The following is a 17,591-nucleotide window of genomic DNA, read 5'->3' as shown; positions in this document are numbered from 1 at the left end:
CGAAATATCTTGCGTGACAGAATAAGATCCTGCTTGGGTTACAAGGACGTGGCTCCGACCCGGTTTCAGCCAGGCGTGATTTCGCTTGAAATTTCAGTCGTGGCGCAAGGCGAGAGGCGACGGTTGTGGAATTTCGCATTCTTGGTGAATTGGACGTCCTGGACAGTGGCAGGCAAATCCGGCTGGGTGGCGTCACCCCGCGCGCGGTGCTGGGATACCTGCTGCTGCACAACAATCAAGTCGTACCGGCCAGCCAACTGCGTGACGCGCTGTGGAACTACGATCCGCCGGCGACCTCCCGCAAGATCGTGCAGAACGCGGTCTCCGCGATTCGCAAGGCGCTCACCCCGCGCGATCACGCCGACGGCACCCTACTGCTGACCCAGGAGCCGGGCTATCTGCTGCGGGTCGATCCCGATACCGTCGACCTCTGCCTGTTCCGGCAGCTGGTACAGCGCGGCGATGCCGAACTGCATTCCGGCTCAGCGGAATTCGCGCGCGTGCTGTACCGGCAGGCGATCGGGCTGTGGCGCGGGCAGGCCATGGCGGACCTGGCCGAGAGCGGGATCCGCTGGAGTGAGCTGACCGCCATCGATGACGAGCGGCTCAATGCCTACGAATCCTGTTTCGAAGCCGAACTCGCCAGCGGACGACATCGCGAGATCACGCCCGAGCTCAAGGTGTTGACCGCGGCGGCGCCGATGCGGGAGACATTCTGCAAGCAGTACATGCTCGCGCTGTACCGATCCGGTCGCCAGGTGGACGCGCTGGAGGCATACCAGCGCGCCCGCGGCGCACTCGTCGACCGGCTCGGCATCGAACCCCAGATGGATCTGCAGCGACTGCATCAGCGGATACTGTCGCAGGATCCGGATCTCGAATTCGTCTGCAGCTCAGACCCTTCGGGTCCGTGGCGGCATATCGCGACCCGGTAGCAGGCTGACCAGCTTGGCCAGCGGAATCATCATCCGCTGCCACTGCTCATCGGACAGGAACGGTGGCGTATCCAGATTCTGATATCTGGTGGTCGCCACCGTTTGCGATTCGGTGTACTTGAGCAGTCCCTCGACGCCATTGCGGCGGCCGATACCGGATGCGCCCATACCGCCCATCGGCGCGCCCATACTGCCGAAGGACGGCACGTAGCCCTCGTCCACGTTCACCGAACCGGTGCCGAGCTGCCGGGCGATCTCCTCACCCTGGCGCTTCGACCCCGCCCAGACGCTGCTGTTGAGACCGTACTCGGAATCGTTCGCCCGGGCGATGGCCTCGTCGACCGTGTCGACCGGATAGATCGCGACCAGCGGGCCGAAGGTTTCGCCTCGGGCACAGTCCATTTCGTCGGTGACGCCGGTGAGCACGGTCGGCTCGAAGAACAGCGGACCGAGGTCGGGACGGGCATTGCCCCCGGCGAGCACCGTCGCGCCTTTGGATTTCGCGTCCGCGATGGCCTTGGCGACCCGTTCGAGTTGATCGGCGGAGATCAGACTGCCCATGGTGGTCGAGAAGTCGTATGCGGCACCGAGTTTCATCTGCCGTGTCGCGGCGACGAAGGCAGTGGTGAACCGCTCGGCGATCGCCTGTTCGACGTAGATCCGCTCCACCGACAGGCACAGCTGCCCGGCATTGTCGAAGCAGGCCCGCAGCGCGGCCGCGGCGACCGTGTCCACATCCGCTCCGGCGGTGACGATCATCGGGTTCTTGCCGCCGAGTTCGGCCGAGAAGCCGATCAGGCGACCGGCGCAGCGCTGCGCCAGGATGCGCCCGGTGGCGGTGGAGCCGGTGAACATCAGATAGTCGCAGCTGTCGGCGATTCGGGTGCCGACGACCGGTCCCTCCCCCGGCACCACCGCGAGCAGATCGCGGGGTAGCCCGGCGCGGTACAGCAATTCGGCGTTTGCGAGGAGAGAGAAGGGTGTGCGGCCATCCGGTTTCAGCACCGCCGCATTGCCCGCCAGCAATGCGGGCACCGCATCGCCGATCGAGAGCAGCATCGGGTAATTCCACGGCGAAATGAACCCGACCACGCCTTTGGGCCTATGGTGCACAATGGTTTTGACGAGCATCGGGAACAGCCCGGGTACCCGATACGGCCGCAGTAATCGAGGTGCGACCCGGGCGTAGAACTGGGTGGCCAATGCCAGCCCGAGTACCTCCGCATTGGCGACGGCCCTGGCCTTACCGGACTCGGCCTGCAGCAGATCCATCAGGAATTCTCGGTTGTCGAAGATGAGCGTGCGGTACCGTTCGAACACCGCGGCCCGCTCCCGGGTGCTCCGAGAGGCCCATTCTCGCTGTGCGACACGGGCTTTCGTGAACGCCGCGTCCACGTCGGCGACGGTGCCCACGGGGATGTCGCCGAGCCGGTTGCCCGTGAATACCTCGGTGATCTCCCGGGTCGGCCGGGCGCCCGGTTCGGTGATCGCGGCAAGGTCGCGAAGTCGATCGAAGATATGAGATTCTGGAACGGGCATTGCCGCACTCCTGACGTCGAACTGTGTAACCGATAAAGTATCCCAAATTCGCAGCGCGCCACCATGACCCGGAAACCGCTCGGTAATCGCCGAGAAATTCCGGAACAAATCGGTAGATAATTTCGTCGATTACCGGACGATTCCCGGGCGATGCCCGACATCCATTACGGCACAGTACCTTTGACGTACTCGAGCGGCCGGGAGTCATTTATGGTGAAAAGTGAACCGAATAGCGGCAACTGGGCGGTGATCACCGGCGCGTCGTCGGGAATCGGTGCGGCACTGGCCAGTCAACTGGCCGAGCGCGGCTATGCCACCGTACTGGTGGCGCGCCGGGTGGATCGGTTGGAGGCATTGGCAAGCCGGATACGGAGCGAATACGGCACGAAGGTCGAGGTCATACCCTGCGACCTGGCCGATGCCGCGCATCGCGAACAGTTGTGCACGGATCTGGCCGCGCGAGATGTGGCGGTGCTGTGCAATAACGCCGGATTCGCGGTCTGCGGTGAGGTGGCGCAGACGGACGCACAGGCGCAGCGAGCCATGCTGCTCGTCAATGTCGTTGCCGTGCAGGAGCTTACGACAGCCGTATTGCCCTCGATGCTGGCCCGCCGGGACGGCGCGATCCTGTTCACCGGCTCTATTTCCGGTGTCCAACCGGTGCCGACGGCCGCGGCGTACGCCGCCAGTAAGTCATTCGTGAACAGTTTCGCTGAGGCGCTGCACGTCGAGCTGCACGGCACCGGCGTGACCTGCACGCTGCTATCGCCGGGCCCGGTGCGCACCGAGTTCTATCAGGTCGGCGGCGTTTCCTCCGAACGCGAGCAGTCCTATACCGCGACATCCACCGACCAGGTGGCGCGCGCGGGTCTGACCGCGCTGTTCGCGCGGCGGCGCACCGTGACCCCGGGCCGCACCGCACGACTACAGGCGTGGGGCGGCCGCACCATCCCACGCCCACTGCTCTTCCCCGCGCTGCGGCACCTCGTACTGCCGTGGCTGCGTTCGGGACTCGCCGATTCCGCATACCACCAGGAGCGCAACAATGCCGAACAATAAAGCCCAGCGACTCCTGCGCGCCGCCGAGGCGGTCGCGGGCCGCCCAGTGCGGCTGCGACTTCGACTGTGGGACGACAGCACCGCGGGAGATGACGGGCCCGTGGTCGTATTGCGGGATCCGAAGGCGCTGCGCCGCATACTCTTCCGGCCGAATGATCTCGGAGTCGCGCGCGCGTACATCTCGGGCGATCTCGAAGTCGAGGGCAGTCTGGTCGATTTCATGCGCGAATTCATGCTCGCGGCCGACACCACCTTCGAAGACATCCTCGGGCGTCGCATCCGGCCCCTGGCCGCCAGAGCACTCGCCGCCGCCGACACCACCCAGTGGCTACTGCGCAACGGCCTGCTCGGCCTGCCGGTGCCACCGCCCGCATCCGAGGTGCGTCGCGCCAGTTCGCGTGGGGCCGAGGCGGTCCGGCATCACTACGATCTGAGCGATGAGTTCTACCGGCTGATGCTCGGGCCGACCATGGTGTACTCCTGCGCGGTGTGGAAGAACCCCGCCCAGCCGATCGATCTCGAGGAAGCGCAGATCGCCAAGCTGGACCGGATCTGCCAGCGTCTTGAACTGCAGCCAGGTATGCGGGTGCTCGATATCGGTTGCGGCTGGGGCGCATTGGGTGTGCACGCCGCCAAACACTATGGCGTGGAAGTGGTCGGGGTGACCCTCGCCCGCAATCAGGTAGCCCATGCCCGGCAGCTGGCCGAGCAGTCCGGGGTCAGTGATCGAGCCGAGTTCCGCCTGTGCGATTTCCGGGATGTCACCGACGGTCCGTTCGACGCGGTCTCCAGTATCGAGATGACCTTCCACCTGGATACCCGAGGGCGAATCCAGCACGCCCGAGCCCTGCACGATCTGGTCCGCCCCGGCGGGCGAATCTTCTGCCATGAGATCACCGCGTCGCCCAGAGGCCGCCTCTTCCAGCGCGGGTCCGGCTTCATCACCGCCTATATCTTCCCCGAAATCGATGTCCCGACTCGTGATTCGGCCATCTCCACCCTCGAGTCGGCCGGGTTCGAGATCGCGACCGTGGAGAACCTCCGCACCCACTTCACCGCCAGCCACATCGCCTGGCTGCGCAATATCGAGGAGAACTGGGAGGAGGCGGTCGCCATCGTGGGTGAACAACGTGCCCGCGCCTGGCGGATGTTCGCGGCCACCTCCGTGGTCAGCTGTGATATCGACAATATCGGCATCACCCATACGGTCGCGCACCGTCGACCCTGACGACTCAGGGCTGTACGTCTCGGGCTTTCCGCCATCGCCGTACCGCCGATTCGAGCAGACCCGCGACGATCAGAATCAATAACGCCCACAGGCCGATTCGAGGCACCGTGACAGCGACGAGCAGGGCGATCCCCGTGGCCGCCACCGATATCCAGCGGGTGGCGAGGTCGACGGCTGTCACCGGTTCGCGATCCGCAAGCAGCCCGGCGCGATAGAGCATCAGCTCCTCGATCCGGATGACGACCATGGCGCACAACATCACACCCACGTACAGACCGACGGCCAGACGGTCGCCATGCCGCGCGTAGACGACGAGGACGGTGGCAACCGGCAACGCGACAATGGCGCAGAGCCACAGCATGTTGACGCGCAATAGGCGCGCCGTGTACCCGGTGGCGCGCTCGAATAGGCGGTGGTGATCACGCCACAGCGTGCTGATGACGATGAAACTGACTCCGGCGGCCGTCAGGGCAAAGACATTGTCGGACAAGAACTCCGCGGTCGACGATGAGGCGACCTCGCGCGCGCTGTCGACCAGCGGTAGCACGATCAGGGTGATGGCGATCGCGACCACCGCATCACTGAAGTAGACCAGCCGCTCGAGTCCTCGCTGCGTCCGCTCCGGGCCTGCTTCGCGACCGATCATCGTGTCGACCCTACCCGTCCGTGTTCCGGCAAAATGCTCACATGATCACCGTTGATGCCGTCTAGCTCGGCGGACAGTCGATTCCCGAGGTCGGGGCGACGAGTTCCGACCGCAGCCGTCGAGCGCGTTCGCGTGGATCGGGATACGGGACCTCGACGATGACGATCTCGCCCGCCTGCACGATGCGGTGGGCTTGGATCCGGCCCTGCTTCCGCGGTCCCGCTTTGGTCCCGCGTTCCGAGTGGTGAAGGAAGAAGAAAAGCCCCTCCGACCGAGGTCGGAAGGGCTTTCTTCTGTCGGGCTGACAGGATTTGAACCTGCGACCACTTGACCCCCAGTCAAGTGCGCTACCAAGCTGCGCCACAGCCCGTGGTACTGCTTGCACTCCGCTGCGCTTCGTGCTCGATGAGATTACATCAGGACCCCCCTGTTCCTCCAAATCGGCTGGTGCCGGGCGATTCGGGGTGGGGTGGCGTGACTTTGGGGAGCGTGACCGGGCGGGGTCAGCGGAGGGGGACCGACCAGCGCACTCGGGTGCCGGGGCGCGGGGTGGTGGGGTGGACGGGCGATACGGTCAGGGTGCCGTCGCATTGTTCGGCGCGGTCGGCCATATTGGTCAGGCCGCTGGGGGTGACGTCGTCGGGGATACCACATCCGTTGTCTTCTACGGTGATGGTGAGATCGTCGCCGATGCGCATGTCGACGCTCACCGAATCGGCGCCCGAGTGCCGTACGGCGTTGCTGACCGCTTCCCGCACAACGGCTTCCGCGTGATCGGCGACGACGGGATCGATTACCGAGAGCGGACCGGACACACGCAGGGTGGTGGGAATGCCACCGGCGGCGTTCTGTTGCCCGACGGCGTGGTCGAGGCGCTGGCGCAACCAGGTGCTGCGATCGCCGTGCAGATCGAATACCGAGGTGCGGATCTCCCGAACGACCTCGTTCAGGTCATCGATTACCGTCGTAAGCCGTTGCCGCACATCGGGATTGCGGGCGCGAGCCACCGTGCCTTGCAGATTGAGCCCGGCGGCGAAGAGCCGCTGGATGACGTGATCGTGCAGATCGTGGGCGATGCGGTCGCGATCGGTCAGCACCTCCAGTTCACGCATCTGCCGCTGGGACTGCGCCAGCTGCATCGCCAGCGCCGCCTGATCGGCGAAGGCGGCGGCCAATTCCAGAATTTCGGCCGAGTATGGATAACCCCCGAGATCCCGCTCGACCACCAGCACCCCGAGCACCGCGTCCGAGGTCCGCAGCGGCAAGATCAACGCGGGCCCGGCGCCCGCGAACAGGCCACCGTCCTCGAGGTCGTCGATACTCGGCACGCTCATCGGCGTCCGCCGGGTGTAAGCCTCGCCGATTGCGCTGCCCGCCATCCGCACGGTCCGCTCCGGCGGGGCGGCGCCCTGCCCCGACCAGCGCACGATGTCCAGACTGGCGCGTTCCTCGGGTGGACTGTCCGGATCCGGCGCAATCGCGAGGAAACCGCGAGCCGAATCGGTCAGTACGCGGGCATGATCCACGATGTGCGCCAGCACGATCCGGGTATCGGTGCCGGAGAGGAATTCGGTGGCGATATCGCGGGTGGTCTCGATCCACAGTTGCCGGGTGCGCGCCGCGGCGTATAGGCGCGCATTGTCGATCGCGACACCGGCCGCGGTGGCCAGGGCCTGCACGATCACCTCATCGTCATCGGTGAACGGATGTCCGCCGACCTTTTCGGTCAGGTAGAGATTTCCGAAGACCTCGTTGCGAATGCGCACCGGGACGCCGAGAAAACCATGCATCGGCGGATGATGATCGGGGAAGCCGACCGAGACGGGATGGTCCGCCAAATTGTCCAGCCGGATCGGTTTGGGTTGTTCGAACAGCAGCCCGAGCACTCCGTGACCCTCGGGCAGGTGCCCGATCTGCGCGCGGGTGACGTCATCGACGCCTTCGTTGATGAACTGACTGAGCTGTTCGTCCTGGCCGCGCACGCCGAGCGCGCCGTAGCGGGCGTCGACCAGGACGATCGCGGTGTGGACGATGGTGCGCAGCGTCTGGTCGAGGTTCAACCCCGAGGTGACCGCGAGCATGGCCTCGACCAGACCGTCCATCCGGTCGCGCGAGTCCATGATCTGCTCGATATTGTCTCTGACCTCGCTGAGCAATTCTCTCAGCCGCAGCTGAGACAGTGTTTCCCGAACGGAGTAGGGCCCGGCGGCGGAGGGGTTCGCGGGGCCCTCGGCACCCGTCGCGCGGCGGTGATCATGTGATTGCACCCTGGCATCTCCCTGTCAGAGGTATTCGACAGGTCCCAGAGCCATAGTTCCGGCCTTGGAAGACACCCTCTAGTCTAAAACACTTTCGATTGGGAATGGGCCGGGTCAATCATTTGCCACACGACGTACTGCCAGAGTATCGCTCCAAACCCATTGCGGTGGAACACATTTGGGCGGAACAATGCCTAGCACGTTATGAAAGCCGCTGTATGCTCACCTTCATTCCGTGGATTCACCGGCCGCCAGCGGCAGTTTGGCGGTGAACGAATCACGCGCGAGCTCGGCGGCGTGCCGCAACGCGCCCGGCTCCTCGAACAAATGGGTCGCGCCCGGCACCTCCACCAGTGTGGTCTCGCATGACATCGCTTTCGCCGCTTGATGATTCAACTCCAGCACCTGATAGTCGCGCGCGCCGACGATCAACAGGGTCGGTGCGGTCACCGCGGCGAGCAAACTCCCGGCCAGATCGGGTCGCCCACCCCGGGACACCACGGCGCCGATCCGCACGCGAGGGCTCGCCGCGGCGCGCAGGGCCGCCGCCGCACCGGTGCTCGCGCCGAAGTATCCGATCGGCAGGCCGGCGGCCTGCTCCTGCCCACTGAGCCATTCGGTGACCTCGACCAGCCTCCCGGCGAGCAGATCGATATCGAAGACATGGGCGCGATCGACTTCCTCCGCCGGGCTGAGCAGGTCGAACAGCAGGGTGCCCAGCCCGGCCCGCCGCAGCACCTCGGCGACGTAGTGATTACGCGAGCTGTGGCGGCTGCTGCCGCTACCGTGGGCGAATATCACCACGCCGATCGGCAGTTCGGGAATGGTGAGGTGCCCGGCGAGTTCGACCCTGCCGGCCAGCATCCGTACTTCCTCATCGCACAGCGGCGGATTCCCCGCGGCGACCGATGCCGATCGTTCCGCCCCGACGGCGGCGGACAGCAATTCCACCACCTCGGCATCGGTCGTCTGACCGAAATGGTGGTAGGACTGGCCGACCGCGTGGAAGTACCTGGGCTGATCGAGGCAGATCACCTCATCGGCCTCGCGCAGCAGCATGCGCAGCGCGTCCCGGGCGGCGACCGGCACCGCCAGCACCACCCGCGTAGCGCCCTGCGCGCGAGCGACCTGGCAGGCGGCGCGGGCGGTGGCACCGGTCGCGACGCCGTCGTCGACGATGACCGCGGTCCGGCCCGTGAGGGGGACACGCGGATGTCCGGCGCGGAATCCGGCCGCGCGTCGTTCCACCTCCGAACGCTCCCGGCGCTCCACCCATGCCAGCTCCGCATCGCTGACGTCCGCTCGTTCCACCACGATGCGGTTGATGACCCGTGCGCCGTCCTCGCCGACGGCGCCGAAAGCGAGTTCGGGCTGATGGGGTACGCCGAGTTTGCGCACCACGATCACGTCCAGGGGCGCCTGCAGTCGCCGGGCGATCTCGAAAGCGACCGGAACGCCTCCGCGCGGCAGACCCAGCACCACGATATCGGCGCCGCGAAGTATGCGCAGTCGCTCCCCGAGTCGGCGTCCGGCGTCCGCACGATCCTCGAAATACATCGAAACCTCCTGTCGGACAGGATTTTCCATAGCATCGCAGTCGATCCGGTCGCACCGGCAGGACCGGTTGTCGCAGATCCGAGGAGTCTTAGGTCCTCGATGAGGGGAGGATTCCCACGCGGGCCGGGCCGAACCATTGCCGCGTCGAGCGCGATCGCGGTCGAATAGCCCGCCGCGCTGTGACTTTCGGCTCTGATCGTACTGGCCGCGCGCTGTCAGGCTCCAGTAATGACAGCACGCGCAATGGAATCCGGTAGCACCCTGCAGATATCCGTCGGCCATCACGTATCCGCCGCCGGGGCCGATTACGCCCGCGAAAAGATCGGCCAGGCCCTGGCCGTCGCTCCCGAGCCGGTATTGACCGCACGCGTTCGGCTGAGCGGACATCGCGATCCCGCGGTCGCCAATCCGATTGTTGCCCAGGCGAATGTGAACATGGACGGTCGTGGCGTGCGCGTACAGGTGGCCGCGGCCACCACGCGAGAGGCCATCGATCTGCTGGAAGCGCGGTTACTGGAACGCTTCGACCGGCTCACCCGGCACTGGGAGGCCATTCGCGGCCGTCGTCCGGCTCCCGGCCCGCACGAGTGGCGGCGCGACGCGCCACCGCGCCCCGCGCTGCCCTATTTCCCGCGCGAAACCGAACAGCGGGAGGTGGTGCGGCACAAGTCGTATGCCCTGGCCGATGAGACCTGCGAGGAGGCCGCCTTCGATATGGAGATGATGGACTACGAGTTCCACCTGTTCACCGAATCCGGCAGCGGTGTCGACAGCATCCTGTACCGGGACGCGAACGGCTACCGGCTCGCCCAGCTCGATCCGCGACCGGAGGCCGTCACCCGCGGCAGCGTGCCCATTGCCGTCAGCCCCGCGACCGCACCGGTGCTCGATCTCCAGGGGGCCATCGAACGACTGGAGCTGACGGGCTGGCCGTTCGTATTCTTCCGGGACGTGCGGCGTGATCGCGGCCACGTCGTCTACCACCGCTACGACGGCCACTACGGACTGCTCACCCCGTCCGCCTGAAAACCCGCGCCGCGTTCGTCATCGGCCCGCGCGGTCTTCCCGTCATCGCCCGGATTCGGGTTCTCCCGGTTCCGGGCCCGGCGTTCACGCGCGTGACTCAGCAGGATCGGCCACTCGGCCATGATTCCCGCGGCTATCCGGTCGATATCGGGTGTGGTGTCGAAATCGCCGGTGATACCGAACGTCAACCGGCCGTCATAGCTCAGAATCGCGATGGTGCTCCGCACCCGCAATGCGATCGGAACGCACGGCCACAGTTCGACAACTTCGCGCCCGCCCAGCCTGAGCCGATGGCGCGGGCCGGGAATATTGGTCGCCAGGGCAGCCACCCCGTGCTGGGGGTACAGCGCGCCGAGACGAAAGACCGAGGCCACCAAGGCGAACGGCACCCATTTCACGAATGACAACACCGAGTGTTCGGCCGCGGCCTCCCCGCGGGATTTGTGCGCTTGGATCCGCCGGTGCACGGTCTGCAGACGCTCGACCGGATACTCGATCTCGATCGGGAGATCCGCGATCATCGCCGAAACACGATTGTCCAGCAGGCTTTTCGCGGCCTCGGTGCGCCGTGATACCGGAACCACGATACGAACTTTTCCGGGTGCGGGCGATTCACCCCGGCCCAGCAGCAGCTCGCGATAGGCGGCGGCGACCGCGGCGACCGCGACATCGTTGACGGTGACACCGAACGCGGCGGCGATCTCGCGCGCCTCGGACATCGTGGCCCGTGCCAGCGCGTATCGGCGTTGCCGGCCGATGGGACCGTTCAACGAGGATTCCCCGGCGGGCGCGAGCGCCGCGTACAGCACCGGAACCACGGCGCGCACCGTGCTGAGGGCGGAACGCGGAACCGTGTACGGCAACTGGATCGCTCGAAACGCCCGGCGTGAGAAGTCGGCGAAACGTGAAGAGCCGGAGAGTTTCCGATCTTCGGACGAGGCAGATATCCGGTCCGGTCCGCTGTCCTGCGTATCGCAGAAGCTCTCGAACAGGGTGATCTCGGAAATCCCATCGGTCATGGTGTGGTGCGCTTTGACGATCATCGCCCAGCGCCCGTGCGCCAGCTGTTCGACCACCACGACCTCCCACAGCGGGTGATCGCGGTCCAGTCGTTCGGCGAGTTCGGCGGCGATCAACTCGCGCAGTGCCTGCTCATCGCCAGGAGCCGGCAGCGCGGTCCACCGGGTGTGGTGTCCCAGATCAAAACTCGGATCGTCCTCCCACACCGGCGCGCGCAAATCCAGCGGCATGCGCCGGACCCGCTGCCTCAGCCGAGCGTGTCTGCTCAGCCCCCGCACCATCCACGCGTCGAACTCCGCGCGCGACGGCGGCTCCCCCGCGATGATCGCAACGGTACAGAGGCCGAGGCTCACATGAGCATCGGTATCCTCCATCGCCAGAAATCCCGAATCCAGCGGGCTCACTTCGCTCATCGTGAAACGCCTGTCCGACCGATCGCCGCGACCGTGGCCGCAGGCTGAAAACGCTACCGCCCTCGAACGATCCTCGCCTGCGACCGTGCCCGGCAGATCCGAAAGCACTCGGCCGGAGTGACATTCGCATCTGCCCGGCAACGGTCATGGTCCTGACGATGACGTGACGGTTTCCGCGAGATCCGCGCACAGGAATCTGGTACGGCCGGGATCGACGATCTCCGGAGCCGCGCTCTTCGGCGCCGCCAGCACCGGGTGCCGCAGGCCAGCGCGTCGGCCGGTTTCGCGGCATCGATGCGGCACCTCGAGAATCTCGCGGAAATCCGGAAGCGGTCTATATCGTGAACAAAGCAAACCAACAGAGCACGCGATCACCGAGCCAAAATGCTCTTGCGGAAGAGACCGGATATGCGCATCGGAGCGCAGCAGACCTCCGGATCTACGAAACCTCGATCACGACAGTGACTTTCGCCTCTGCCCGGACCCACTCGGGATATCGACGATGGAGTGGTGCCGGTTCCGTGTCACCGGCGGGAGGCCTACATCATGACCACGAAGCCACAGCCTGCGCACCGGGATCGCCGCGTTCGGGGCCGATTCGCCGGAGTGCTGGGACCGGTCGACTACACCGCGCGGACCCGTTACCGCTCCGGACCGGCCCTGTACCGGCGGCTACAGCCCCTGGGGCACCAACTGACGCGTCTGGGTGTCAGTCCGGATTATGCTGTCGTGCTGGAGGTTCCGGGACGTGGCACGGGAATCATCCACCGCACCAACCTGGTCCGGGTCGAGTACGCCGGTCACCATTACCTGGTATCGCTGGCCGGCGAATCGGAATGGGTCCGCAACGCCCGGGCCAGCGCGGGCCGTGTTGTCCTCGGCCGCCGTGAACGCCGCGCCGCCACCCTCGTCGAAATCCCGCCCGCCGATCGCCCACCGGTGATCCGAGCCTATCTCCGCCGCTCCGGCCGCACCGGCCGCTCCTGGGGCGGCGCCCTCGAAGCCAAGCACTACTTCGGTGTCACCATCGACCCCTCGGACGCCGAACTACGACGGATCGCCGGACACTATCCCGCTTTCCGCGTCGACTATGACGGCGACCGCCCCTGAGCGGCCGAAGCATGTGCCACCCGGCTTCGGTAGTTGATTGGGGTCCGGGTGGCAACCGGCGAAAGCCGCACTCCGGCAAGCCGAGTGGTGGCTAGGACAGCACCAGGCAGGCGGAGCCGGTGTTGGTTCCGGTGCCTACGTCGAGATTGATCGCGGGACCACCCTCGGAGCTCTGATAGGCGACGATGCGGTGCCAGCCGGTCTGCCCCGGGGTCCACCGGACAGTCGCGGTCCCGTTGGCGGGGTAGATGTAATTGCTCGGCGAGAAGGTTGACGAGGGGTCGAAATCGTAGAACGAGACCGGCTGCGCGTCATTGACGGTGGCGGTCAGCGTATAGGTGCAGGTCGTGCCGTACAGCTTGGACGGACCCCAGCTCAGCCCGGGCGACGCCTGCAGCCCGGTGACACCCGCGGTGGCGTCCGGCGCGGCCACCACGACCAGCGCCGCCGCCGCGAATACCGGCAGTGCCGTCCGCGCCAAGGCGACCGACGCCCCTGCTCGCCGGACGATGTCGCCACGCTTCCTCATCCCTGACATATCGAATTCCTCTCTCTCCCTTCACTACACGGTGAGCCAGCGGAGGACGAAGCGAAAGGGCCGAACGTCACCGGCGAGGTTCAGCGTTGCGCGCCAGCCGAATTCGACCGCCAGCCACTGTCGGCTGGTACGCCGGATCAGGATGTCGCACACACCGCCGTGTCGAAGACATGTTGCAGCGCGGCGGTCGCGGCCGGGTCACCGGATCGTTCATTGGCCATGACGGTGACGGCACGACCCTCGGCGGAGATGCCGTCACTGGTTTTGAAGCCGGGGATGGAGCCGCCGTGGCCCCAGACCTGTTTGTCGCAGGGGACGGTGAGGTTGGCCAGGCCGAGGGCGTAGTTGATGCCGGCGGGGCGGTTGGTGAGGGGTTTGGGGTTTTTCTGCATTTCGGTTAGTTGGGTGGGGTTGAGGAGGTTTTCGAAGAGGAGGGCGGTGAAGAAGCGGTTCAGGTCGGTGCCGGTGGAGACCATGGCTCCGGCGGAGGAGGCCCAGGAGGTGTCCAGGCGGGTCAGGTCGGCTCGGTGGCCGTCCACGGATTCGTAGCCTTGGGGGTGGGGGTCGCGGAGGTCCACTTCGCCGGGGGCCGGGATGTAGGTGGATTTCAGGCCCAAGGGGGTGATGATGCGGCGGGTGACCTCGTCGGAATAGGGGTTGCCGGTGATTTTCTCTACGAGCATTCCGACTATCAGGTAGTTGGTGTTGCTGTATTCGGCTTTTTCGCCGGGCGGGAAATGGGCGGGCATGGTGGTGAGGGCGCTGTGGACCAGGTCGGCGGGGTTGAAGTGCTGGGTGAGCATGATTTCGTAGTCGCCGTCGAGTTGCGGCATTTCGAGGTATTCGGGGAGGCCGCTGGTGTGCTGCATGAGATTTCGGACGGTGATGTGATTACCGTCGATGCCGTCGCCCTGGACTACGCCGGGGAGGTAGCGCTCGATGGGGGCGTCGAGGTCCACTTTGCCTTCGGCGACCAATTGCATGATGACGGTGGCGACGAAAGTTTTTGTGTTGCTGCCGATTCGGACCCGCGCGGCGGCGGGGAAGGGCGTGCCGGTATCGGCGTTTCCGACACCGGCGGCCGCGGTCCATTCCTGACCGTTCTCGGTCACCACGACGCGGACTCCGGCAATGCCAGCGGCGACCACCGCGTCGAGCGCGCGTTGCACCTCGGCTCGACTGGCGTCCGAGAGAGGTTGCGGCGCAGCGGGTTCCGCACCGGAGGTGCATGCGGCCAGAGCGCATGCCAGGGCTACGCCGCCCACCAGGATTCGACTCGCTCGCAGCTTCGACGTCATGGATCGAGGGTCACACGGCGGGGGTGGCGGGCACATCGGCCGCAGGTCCTATGCGCACCCCGAGACTCCCCCGACGACCCCTGCCTGTCGAGGGGATGGCGGATTCGGTCGGGCCCTACCGATCCAGAGGGCGTCGAGAATCGAGGCGAGCGTGGTTTGCGGCGGCGCGGCCCGCATCCCAGCCTTCGGCGCTGCGGATGGCGATGCCGCGACTACGGGCTTGCGGGAACAGGTTGTCGAAGGCGGTGTCCACGACAATTTGATGCGAGGCCAGAACGGGCAGGAGGCGTTCCGGCGCAACGGATTCCGCGATGGTCGCGGCTGTCGCCGCGGCGAGGCGTTCGCCGATTCGGGTGGCGTAGGCGACGAGGAAGGCTTTGCGGTAGACCCGGCTGCGCGCCTCGTCGGTGGCGGCGTCGCCGCTGGCGATCATGGCGCGGGTGGCCTGCACCAGCAGCGAGGTGGACAGGAGTTCGACGGCGTCGAGGTCGGCTTCGTCGCCGACGATGGTGACGAACCCCCATTCCGCGAAGAAGATGGCGCGGCTGCGGTTGGCATTGGCCACCACGTCGATGAGCAGGGCTTTGGCGTCCGTATACGGTGTATCGAGCCAGATACGGCGGGCTCCCGGGAGATCGGGGACGGCGCTGTCCGCATCGACCAGCACGCGGTCGAGTGCGTATTTGGTCATCAATTCCTGCGCTTTGGCCGAAAGCGCTTCGGCCTCTTCGGGGAATGAGGTCGATTCGGCCTTGGCGAGGAGGCCGCGAACTCGGCCCAGCACTTTTTCGTCGACATGATGCGGGATGTCGGCGACCGGTCGTGCGGTGCCGGGCAGTGGCCGGATCAGTTCCATTTTCGGCAGCAGGATCAATAGGGCGAGTGCCTCGATGACCGTGGTCAGGGCCTCCACGGGGGTCAGCATGTGTTTGGCCGACCATTGCGACAGATGTGACGAGGAATCGATCCACCAGACTCCAGCATTCAATTCGCCGAGCTGGATGAGCCAGGTTTCATCGATTGTCGCGGGCGCGAATGGCCGCATATAAGCAGCCATGACATCGGTGGTGAAACCGATGCCGAAAGTATCGAGCCGTCGTCGCGCCGCTTCTGCGACGTCTCCGGGCAGCCAGCCGTTCTCGAATACCCTGGCGATAACGCGCTGACCTGCGAGTTGTGCACCGTGCTCGACCTCGGCGGCGAGCGGCCCGGCCCCGGCGAACAGCGTGCCGAAGCGTTTGGCGATCGCCGCGTCGCCGCGCGCGGTCTTGCTTTGCGCCCCGCTCTGCGCCGACTGCATGGCCGCGGTCATGATCGCATTGCCGAATTCCGCGGCGGTCGGTTGCCGATCCTCGGGGACGCCCAGTGCCGCCCAGAATTCGGCATCGCTCTGCTGCGCCCGTTGCTTGGCCGCGCGATGTTTGCGATTCGGTTTAGCCATGGCTTGCCCGCGCGTGGTTCCCTGTCACCCGTCGACCCTATTTCACCGGGTTCCGAGGGTGTCATGGGCCGGGTGGCCGGACCATCGGACCGGTCCGCCATACTCGGTTGGTGGCGGCCACCTTTCCGAGGGGCCGACCGGTGAAAGGAACTCGCCTTGGCGAACAATGAACTGACAGTTGCGATTCTGGGTCCGGGTGGTGTGGGCGGATTGCTCGCCGCGTTGCTCGCGCGGGCCGGTAATCGGGTGATCTGCCTGGCCGGACCGGAGACCGCGGCGAGCCTGCGCGACAATGGAATTCAGGTCCGCAGTGCGCAATTCGGAGATTTCACGGCGCGGGTGGCTGCGGATACCGAGCTGCGCGAGCCGGTGGACGCCTGCCTGATCGCGGTGAAACACACGGCGTTGGCTGCGGCCTTGGATCGCGTCCCGGCCGAGTCGCTCGGCGATGGACTGCTCGTTCCCCTGCTGAACGGTGTCGAGCATCCGGCGCTGCTGCGCAGTCGCTATCGCCCGGACCGGGTGTCCCCCGGCATAATTCGGGTCGAATCGACCCGAGTGGCCCCGGGCGTGATCGAGCATGCGAGTCCCTTCGCGGAGATCGACCTGACCGGCGAGGCGGTTCCCGAGTCGGGACTGAAGTCGCTGGCCGACGCCCTCAGCGAAGCGGGCCCCACGGTGCGGATTCTCGGGAACGAGGCCGCCGCGCTCTGGGCGAAGATGTCCTTTCTCGCCCCGTTCGCCCTGCTCACCACCCGATACGCCGTCCCGCTCGGCGAGATCCGAGCCGAGCACGGCGATGAGCTGACCGCCCTGGTGGCGGAGACCGTCGCCGTCGCCCGCGCGCACGACGCGCCCATCGACGCGGCCCAGGTCCTGGCCCGCTATAACGCGTTCCCGCCGGAGGCCAAATCCTCGATGCAGCGTGACGCGGAAGCGGGCCACCCACTCGAATTGGATGCGATCGGCGGCGCACTACTCCGCGCCGCGGACAGCCGGAACATCGCGGTCCCGGTCGCAACGCGTCTCGTCCAGGAACTGCAAGCCCGCCTGCCCTGACCCGCAGCGCGCATCGAGTCCAGCGCAGAGTCGCGAGGGGGTAGTGCCGGCGGGAACTTCTCACCTGTTGCCGCCGCCATTACCCCCTCGGCCAACCTCGCGGGATTCGTGTCGACCGACCAGCTCGAGGTGGGTGACCCTGGTCATATTGATACCCCTAGGGGGTAGGGGTTTATAGTCAGCGCGGCGGATGTTCCGCCATGACGGGCAAGCCCGTGGAGTGCGAGGAGAACGGCTATGAGCAGCGACGCGAACGGCAGCAGCTACACGGTTTCCGGAATCACCTGTGGCGGATGCGTCGGGAAGGTCGAGGCCGCGGTGGGGAAACTCGCCGGGGTCGACGGCGTTCGGATCGAGCTTGCCACCGGGCGGATGAATGTTCTCGGGGCGGGCGACGACGCATTGATTCAGGCCACTGTCGAGCAGCTGGGCTACCGGGTAGCCAAAGGCTGAAGTGAAGTCCG

General features: G+C 66.1%; 15 protein-coding genes and 1 tRNA gene. 7 read left to right on the top strand and 9 right to left on the bottom strand.

Annotation, left to right across the window (positions count from 1 at the left end; translation table 11 throughout):
* Nucleotides 1-125 precede the first annotated feature (125 nt).
* Complete coding sequence (locus tag AB0L82_RS08945) at nucleotides 126-935, top strand: AfsR/SARP family transcriptional regulator (RefSeq protein WP_364633077.1); 810 nt, start codon at nucleotides 126-128, stop codon at nucleotides 933-935.
* On the opposite strand, the gene AB0L82_RS08940 is transcribed toward AB0L82_RS08945, so the two are convergent.
* Nucleotides 894-2,474 (bottom strand): succinic semialdehyde dehydrogenase, encoded by a 1,581-nt coding sequence (locus AB0L82_RS08940; protein ID WP_364633075.1) that lies wholly within the window; start codon nucleotides 2,472-2,474, stop codon nucleotides 894-896. The two genes, AB0L82_RS08945 and AB0L82_RS08940, sit on opposite strands and share 42 nt — an antisense overlap.
* Before the next feature lie 210 nt (nucleotides 2,475-2,684).
* On the opposite strand from AB0L82_RS08940, the gene AB0L82_RS08935 reads away from it, so the two are divergent.
* Both AB0L82_RS08935 and AB0L82_RS08930 read left to right on the top strand, forming a co-directional pair.
* Nucleotides 2,685-3,533, top strand: a complete 849-nt coding sequence (locus AB0L82_RS08935) for an SDR family oxidoreductase (RefSeq protein WP_364633074.1) — start codon at nucleotides 2,685-2,687, stop codon at nucleotides 3,531-3,533.
* Nucleotides 3,520-4,761, top strand: coding sequence for a class I SAM-dependent methyltransferase (locus tag AB0L82_RS08930; protein WP_364633072.1), 1,242 nt, complete (start codon nucleotides 3,520-3,522; stop codon nucleotides 4,759-4,761). The genes AB0L82_RS08935 and AB0L82_RS08930 overlap by 14 nt, the downstream gene beginning before the upstream one ends.
* A gap of 4 nt (nucleotides 4,762-4,765) precedes the next feature.
* On the opposite strand, the gene AB0L82_RS08925 is transcribed toward AB0L82_RS08930, so the two are convergent.
* The 4 genes from AB0L82_RS08925 to AB0L82_RS08910 form a co-directional block, all read right to left on the bottom strand.
* The gene (locus AB0L82_RS08925) at nucleotides 4,766-5,407 is read right to left on the bottom strand and encodes a TMEM175 family protein (RefSeq protein WP_364633071.1); all 642 of its coding nucleotides are present in this window, start codon (nucleotides 5,405-5,407) and stop codon (nucleotides 4,766-4,768) included.
* 296 nt (nucleotides 5,408-5,703) lie between these two features.
* A tRNA-Pro gene (locus AB0L82_RS08920) sits at nucleotides 5,704-5,777 on the bottom strand.
* A gap of 133 nt (nucleotides 5,778-5,910) precedes the next feature.
* Nucleotides 5,911-7,527, bottom strand: coding sequence for a GAF domain-containing sensor histidine kinase (locus AB0L82_RS08915; RefSeq protein ID WP_364633070.1), 1,617 nt, complete (start codon nucleotides 7,525-7,527; stop codon nucleotides 5,911-5,913).
* A gap of 366 nt (nucleotides 7,528-7,893) precedes the next feature.
* Nucleotides 7,894-9,222 carry a phosphoribosyltransferase family protein gene (locus AB0L82_RS08910; RefSeq protein ID WP_364633068.1) on the bottom strand — a complete coding sequence of 443 codons (1,329 nt, stop codon included), beginning with the start codon at nucleotides 9,220-9,222 and terminating at the stop codon, nucleotides 7,894-7,896.
* A gap of 228 nt (nucleotides 9,223-9,450) precedes the next feature.
* Here AB0L82_RS08910 and AB0L82_RS08905 point away from each other — a divergent pair, with 228 nt between their 5' ends.
* The gene (locus AB0L82_RS08905; RefSeq protein ID WP_364633066.1) at nucleotides 9,451-10,248 is read left to right on the top strand and encodes a sigma 54 modulation/S30EA ribosomal C-terminal domain-containing protein; all 798 of its coding nucleotides are present in this window, start codon (nucleotides 9,451-9,453) and stop codon (nucleotides 10,246-10,248) included.
* Here the strand turns inward: AB0L82_RS08905 and AB0L82_RS08900 are convergent.
* A complete protein-coding gene (locus AB0L82_RS08900; protein WP_364633064.1) occupies nucleotides 10,221-11,681 on the bottom strand; it encodes a wax ester/triacylglycerol synthase family O-acyltransferase in 1,461 nt (486 codons plus the stop codon). The genes AB0L82_RS08905 and AB0L82_RS08900 overlap by 28 nt on opposite strands.
* Before the next feature lie 729 nt (nucleotides 11,682-12,410).
* On the opposite strand from AB0L82_RS08900, the gene AB0L82_RS08895 reads away from it, so the two are divergent.
* On the top strand, nucleotides 12,411-12,791 hold the full coding sequence (locus tag AB0L82_RS08895) for a nitroreductase family deazaflavin-dependent oxidoreductase (protein ID WP_364633062.1): 381 nt from the start codon (nucleotides 12,411-12,413) through the stop codon (nucleotides 12,789-12,791).
* A 91-nt stretch (nucleotides 12,792-12,882) separates the two neighbouring features.
* On the opposite strand, the gene AB0L82_RS08890 is transcribed toward AB0L82_RS08895, so the two are convergent.
* The 3 genes from AB0L82_RS08890 to AB0L82_RS08880 form a co-directional block, all read right to left on the bottom strand.
* The gene (locus AB0L82_RS08890) at nucleotides 12,883-13,329 is read right to left on the bottom strand and encodes a hypothetical protein (protein WP_364633061.1); all 447 of its coding nucleotides are present in this window, start codon (nucleotides 13,327-13,329) and stop codon (nucleotides 12,883-12,885) included.
* 137 nt (nucleotides 13,330-13,466) lie between these two features.
* Entirely contained in the window at nucleotides 13,467-14,627 is a 1,161-nt protein-coding gene (locus AB0L82_RS08885; RefSeq protein ID WP_364633059.1) for a serine hydrolase domain-containing protein, read from the bottom strand.
* A 115-nt stretch (nucleotides 14,628-14,742) separates the two neighbouring features.
* Nucleotides 14,743-16,068 (bottom strand): DUF2786 domain-containing protein, encoded by a 1,326-nt coding sequence (locus AB0L82_RS08880; protein ID WP_364633057.1) that lies wholly within the window; start codon nucleotides 16,066-16,068, stop codon nucleotides 14,743-14,745.
* A 156-nt stretch (nucleotides 16,069-16,224) separates the two neighbouring features.
* On the opposite strand from AB0L82_RS08880, the gene AB0L82_RS08875 reads away from it, so the two are divergent.
* On the top strand, nucleotides 16,225-17,127 hold the full coding sequence (locus tag AB0L82_RS08875) for a 2-dehydropantoate 2-reductase (RefSeq protein WP_364633055.1): 903 nt from the start codon (nucleotides 16,225-16,227) through the stop codon (nucleotides 17,125-17,127).
* A gap of 237 nt (nucleotides 17,128-17,364) precedes the next feature.
* Nucleotides 17,365-17,580 carry a heavy metal-associated domain-containing protein gene (locus AB0L82_RS08870; protein ID WP_364633053.1) on the top strand — a complete coding sequence of 72 codons (216 nt, stop codon included), beginning with the start codon at nucleotides 17,365-17,367 and terminating at the stop codon, nucleotides 17,578-17,580.
* Nucleotides 17,581-17,591: the final 11 nt, after the last annotated feature.

The organism is Nocardia sp. NPDC052001 (genome assembly GCF_040680615.1).
Taxonomy (GTDB): domain Bacteria; phylum Actinomycetota; class Actinomycetes; order Mycobacteriales; family Mycobacteriaceae; genus Nocardia.
Note: the sequence above shows the minus strand (reverse complement) of the source record. Positions and strands in the feature narration are given on the sequence as shown.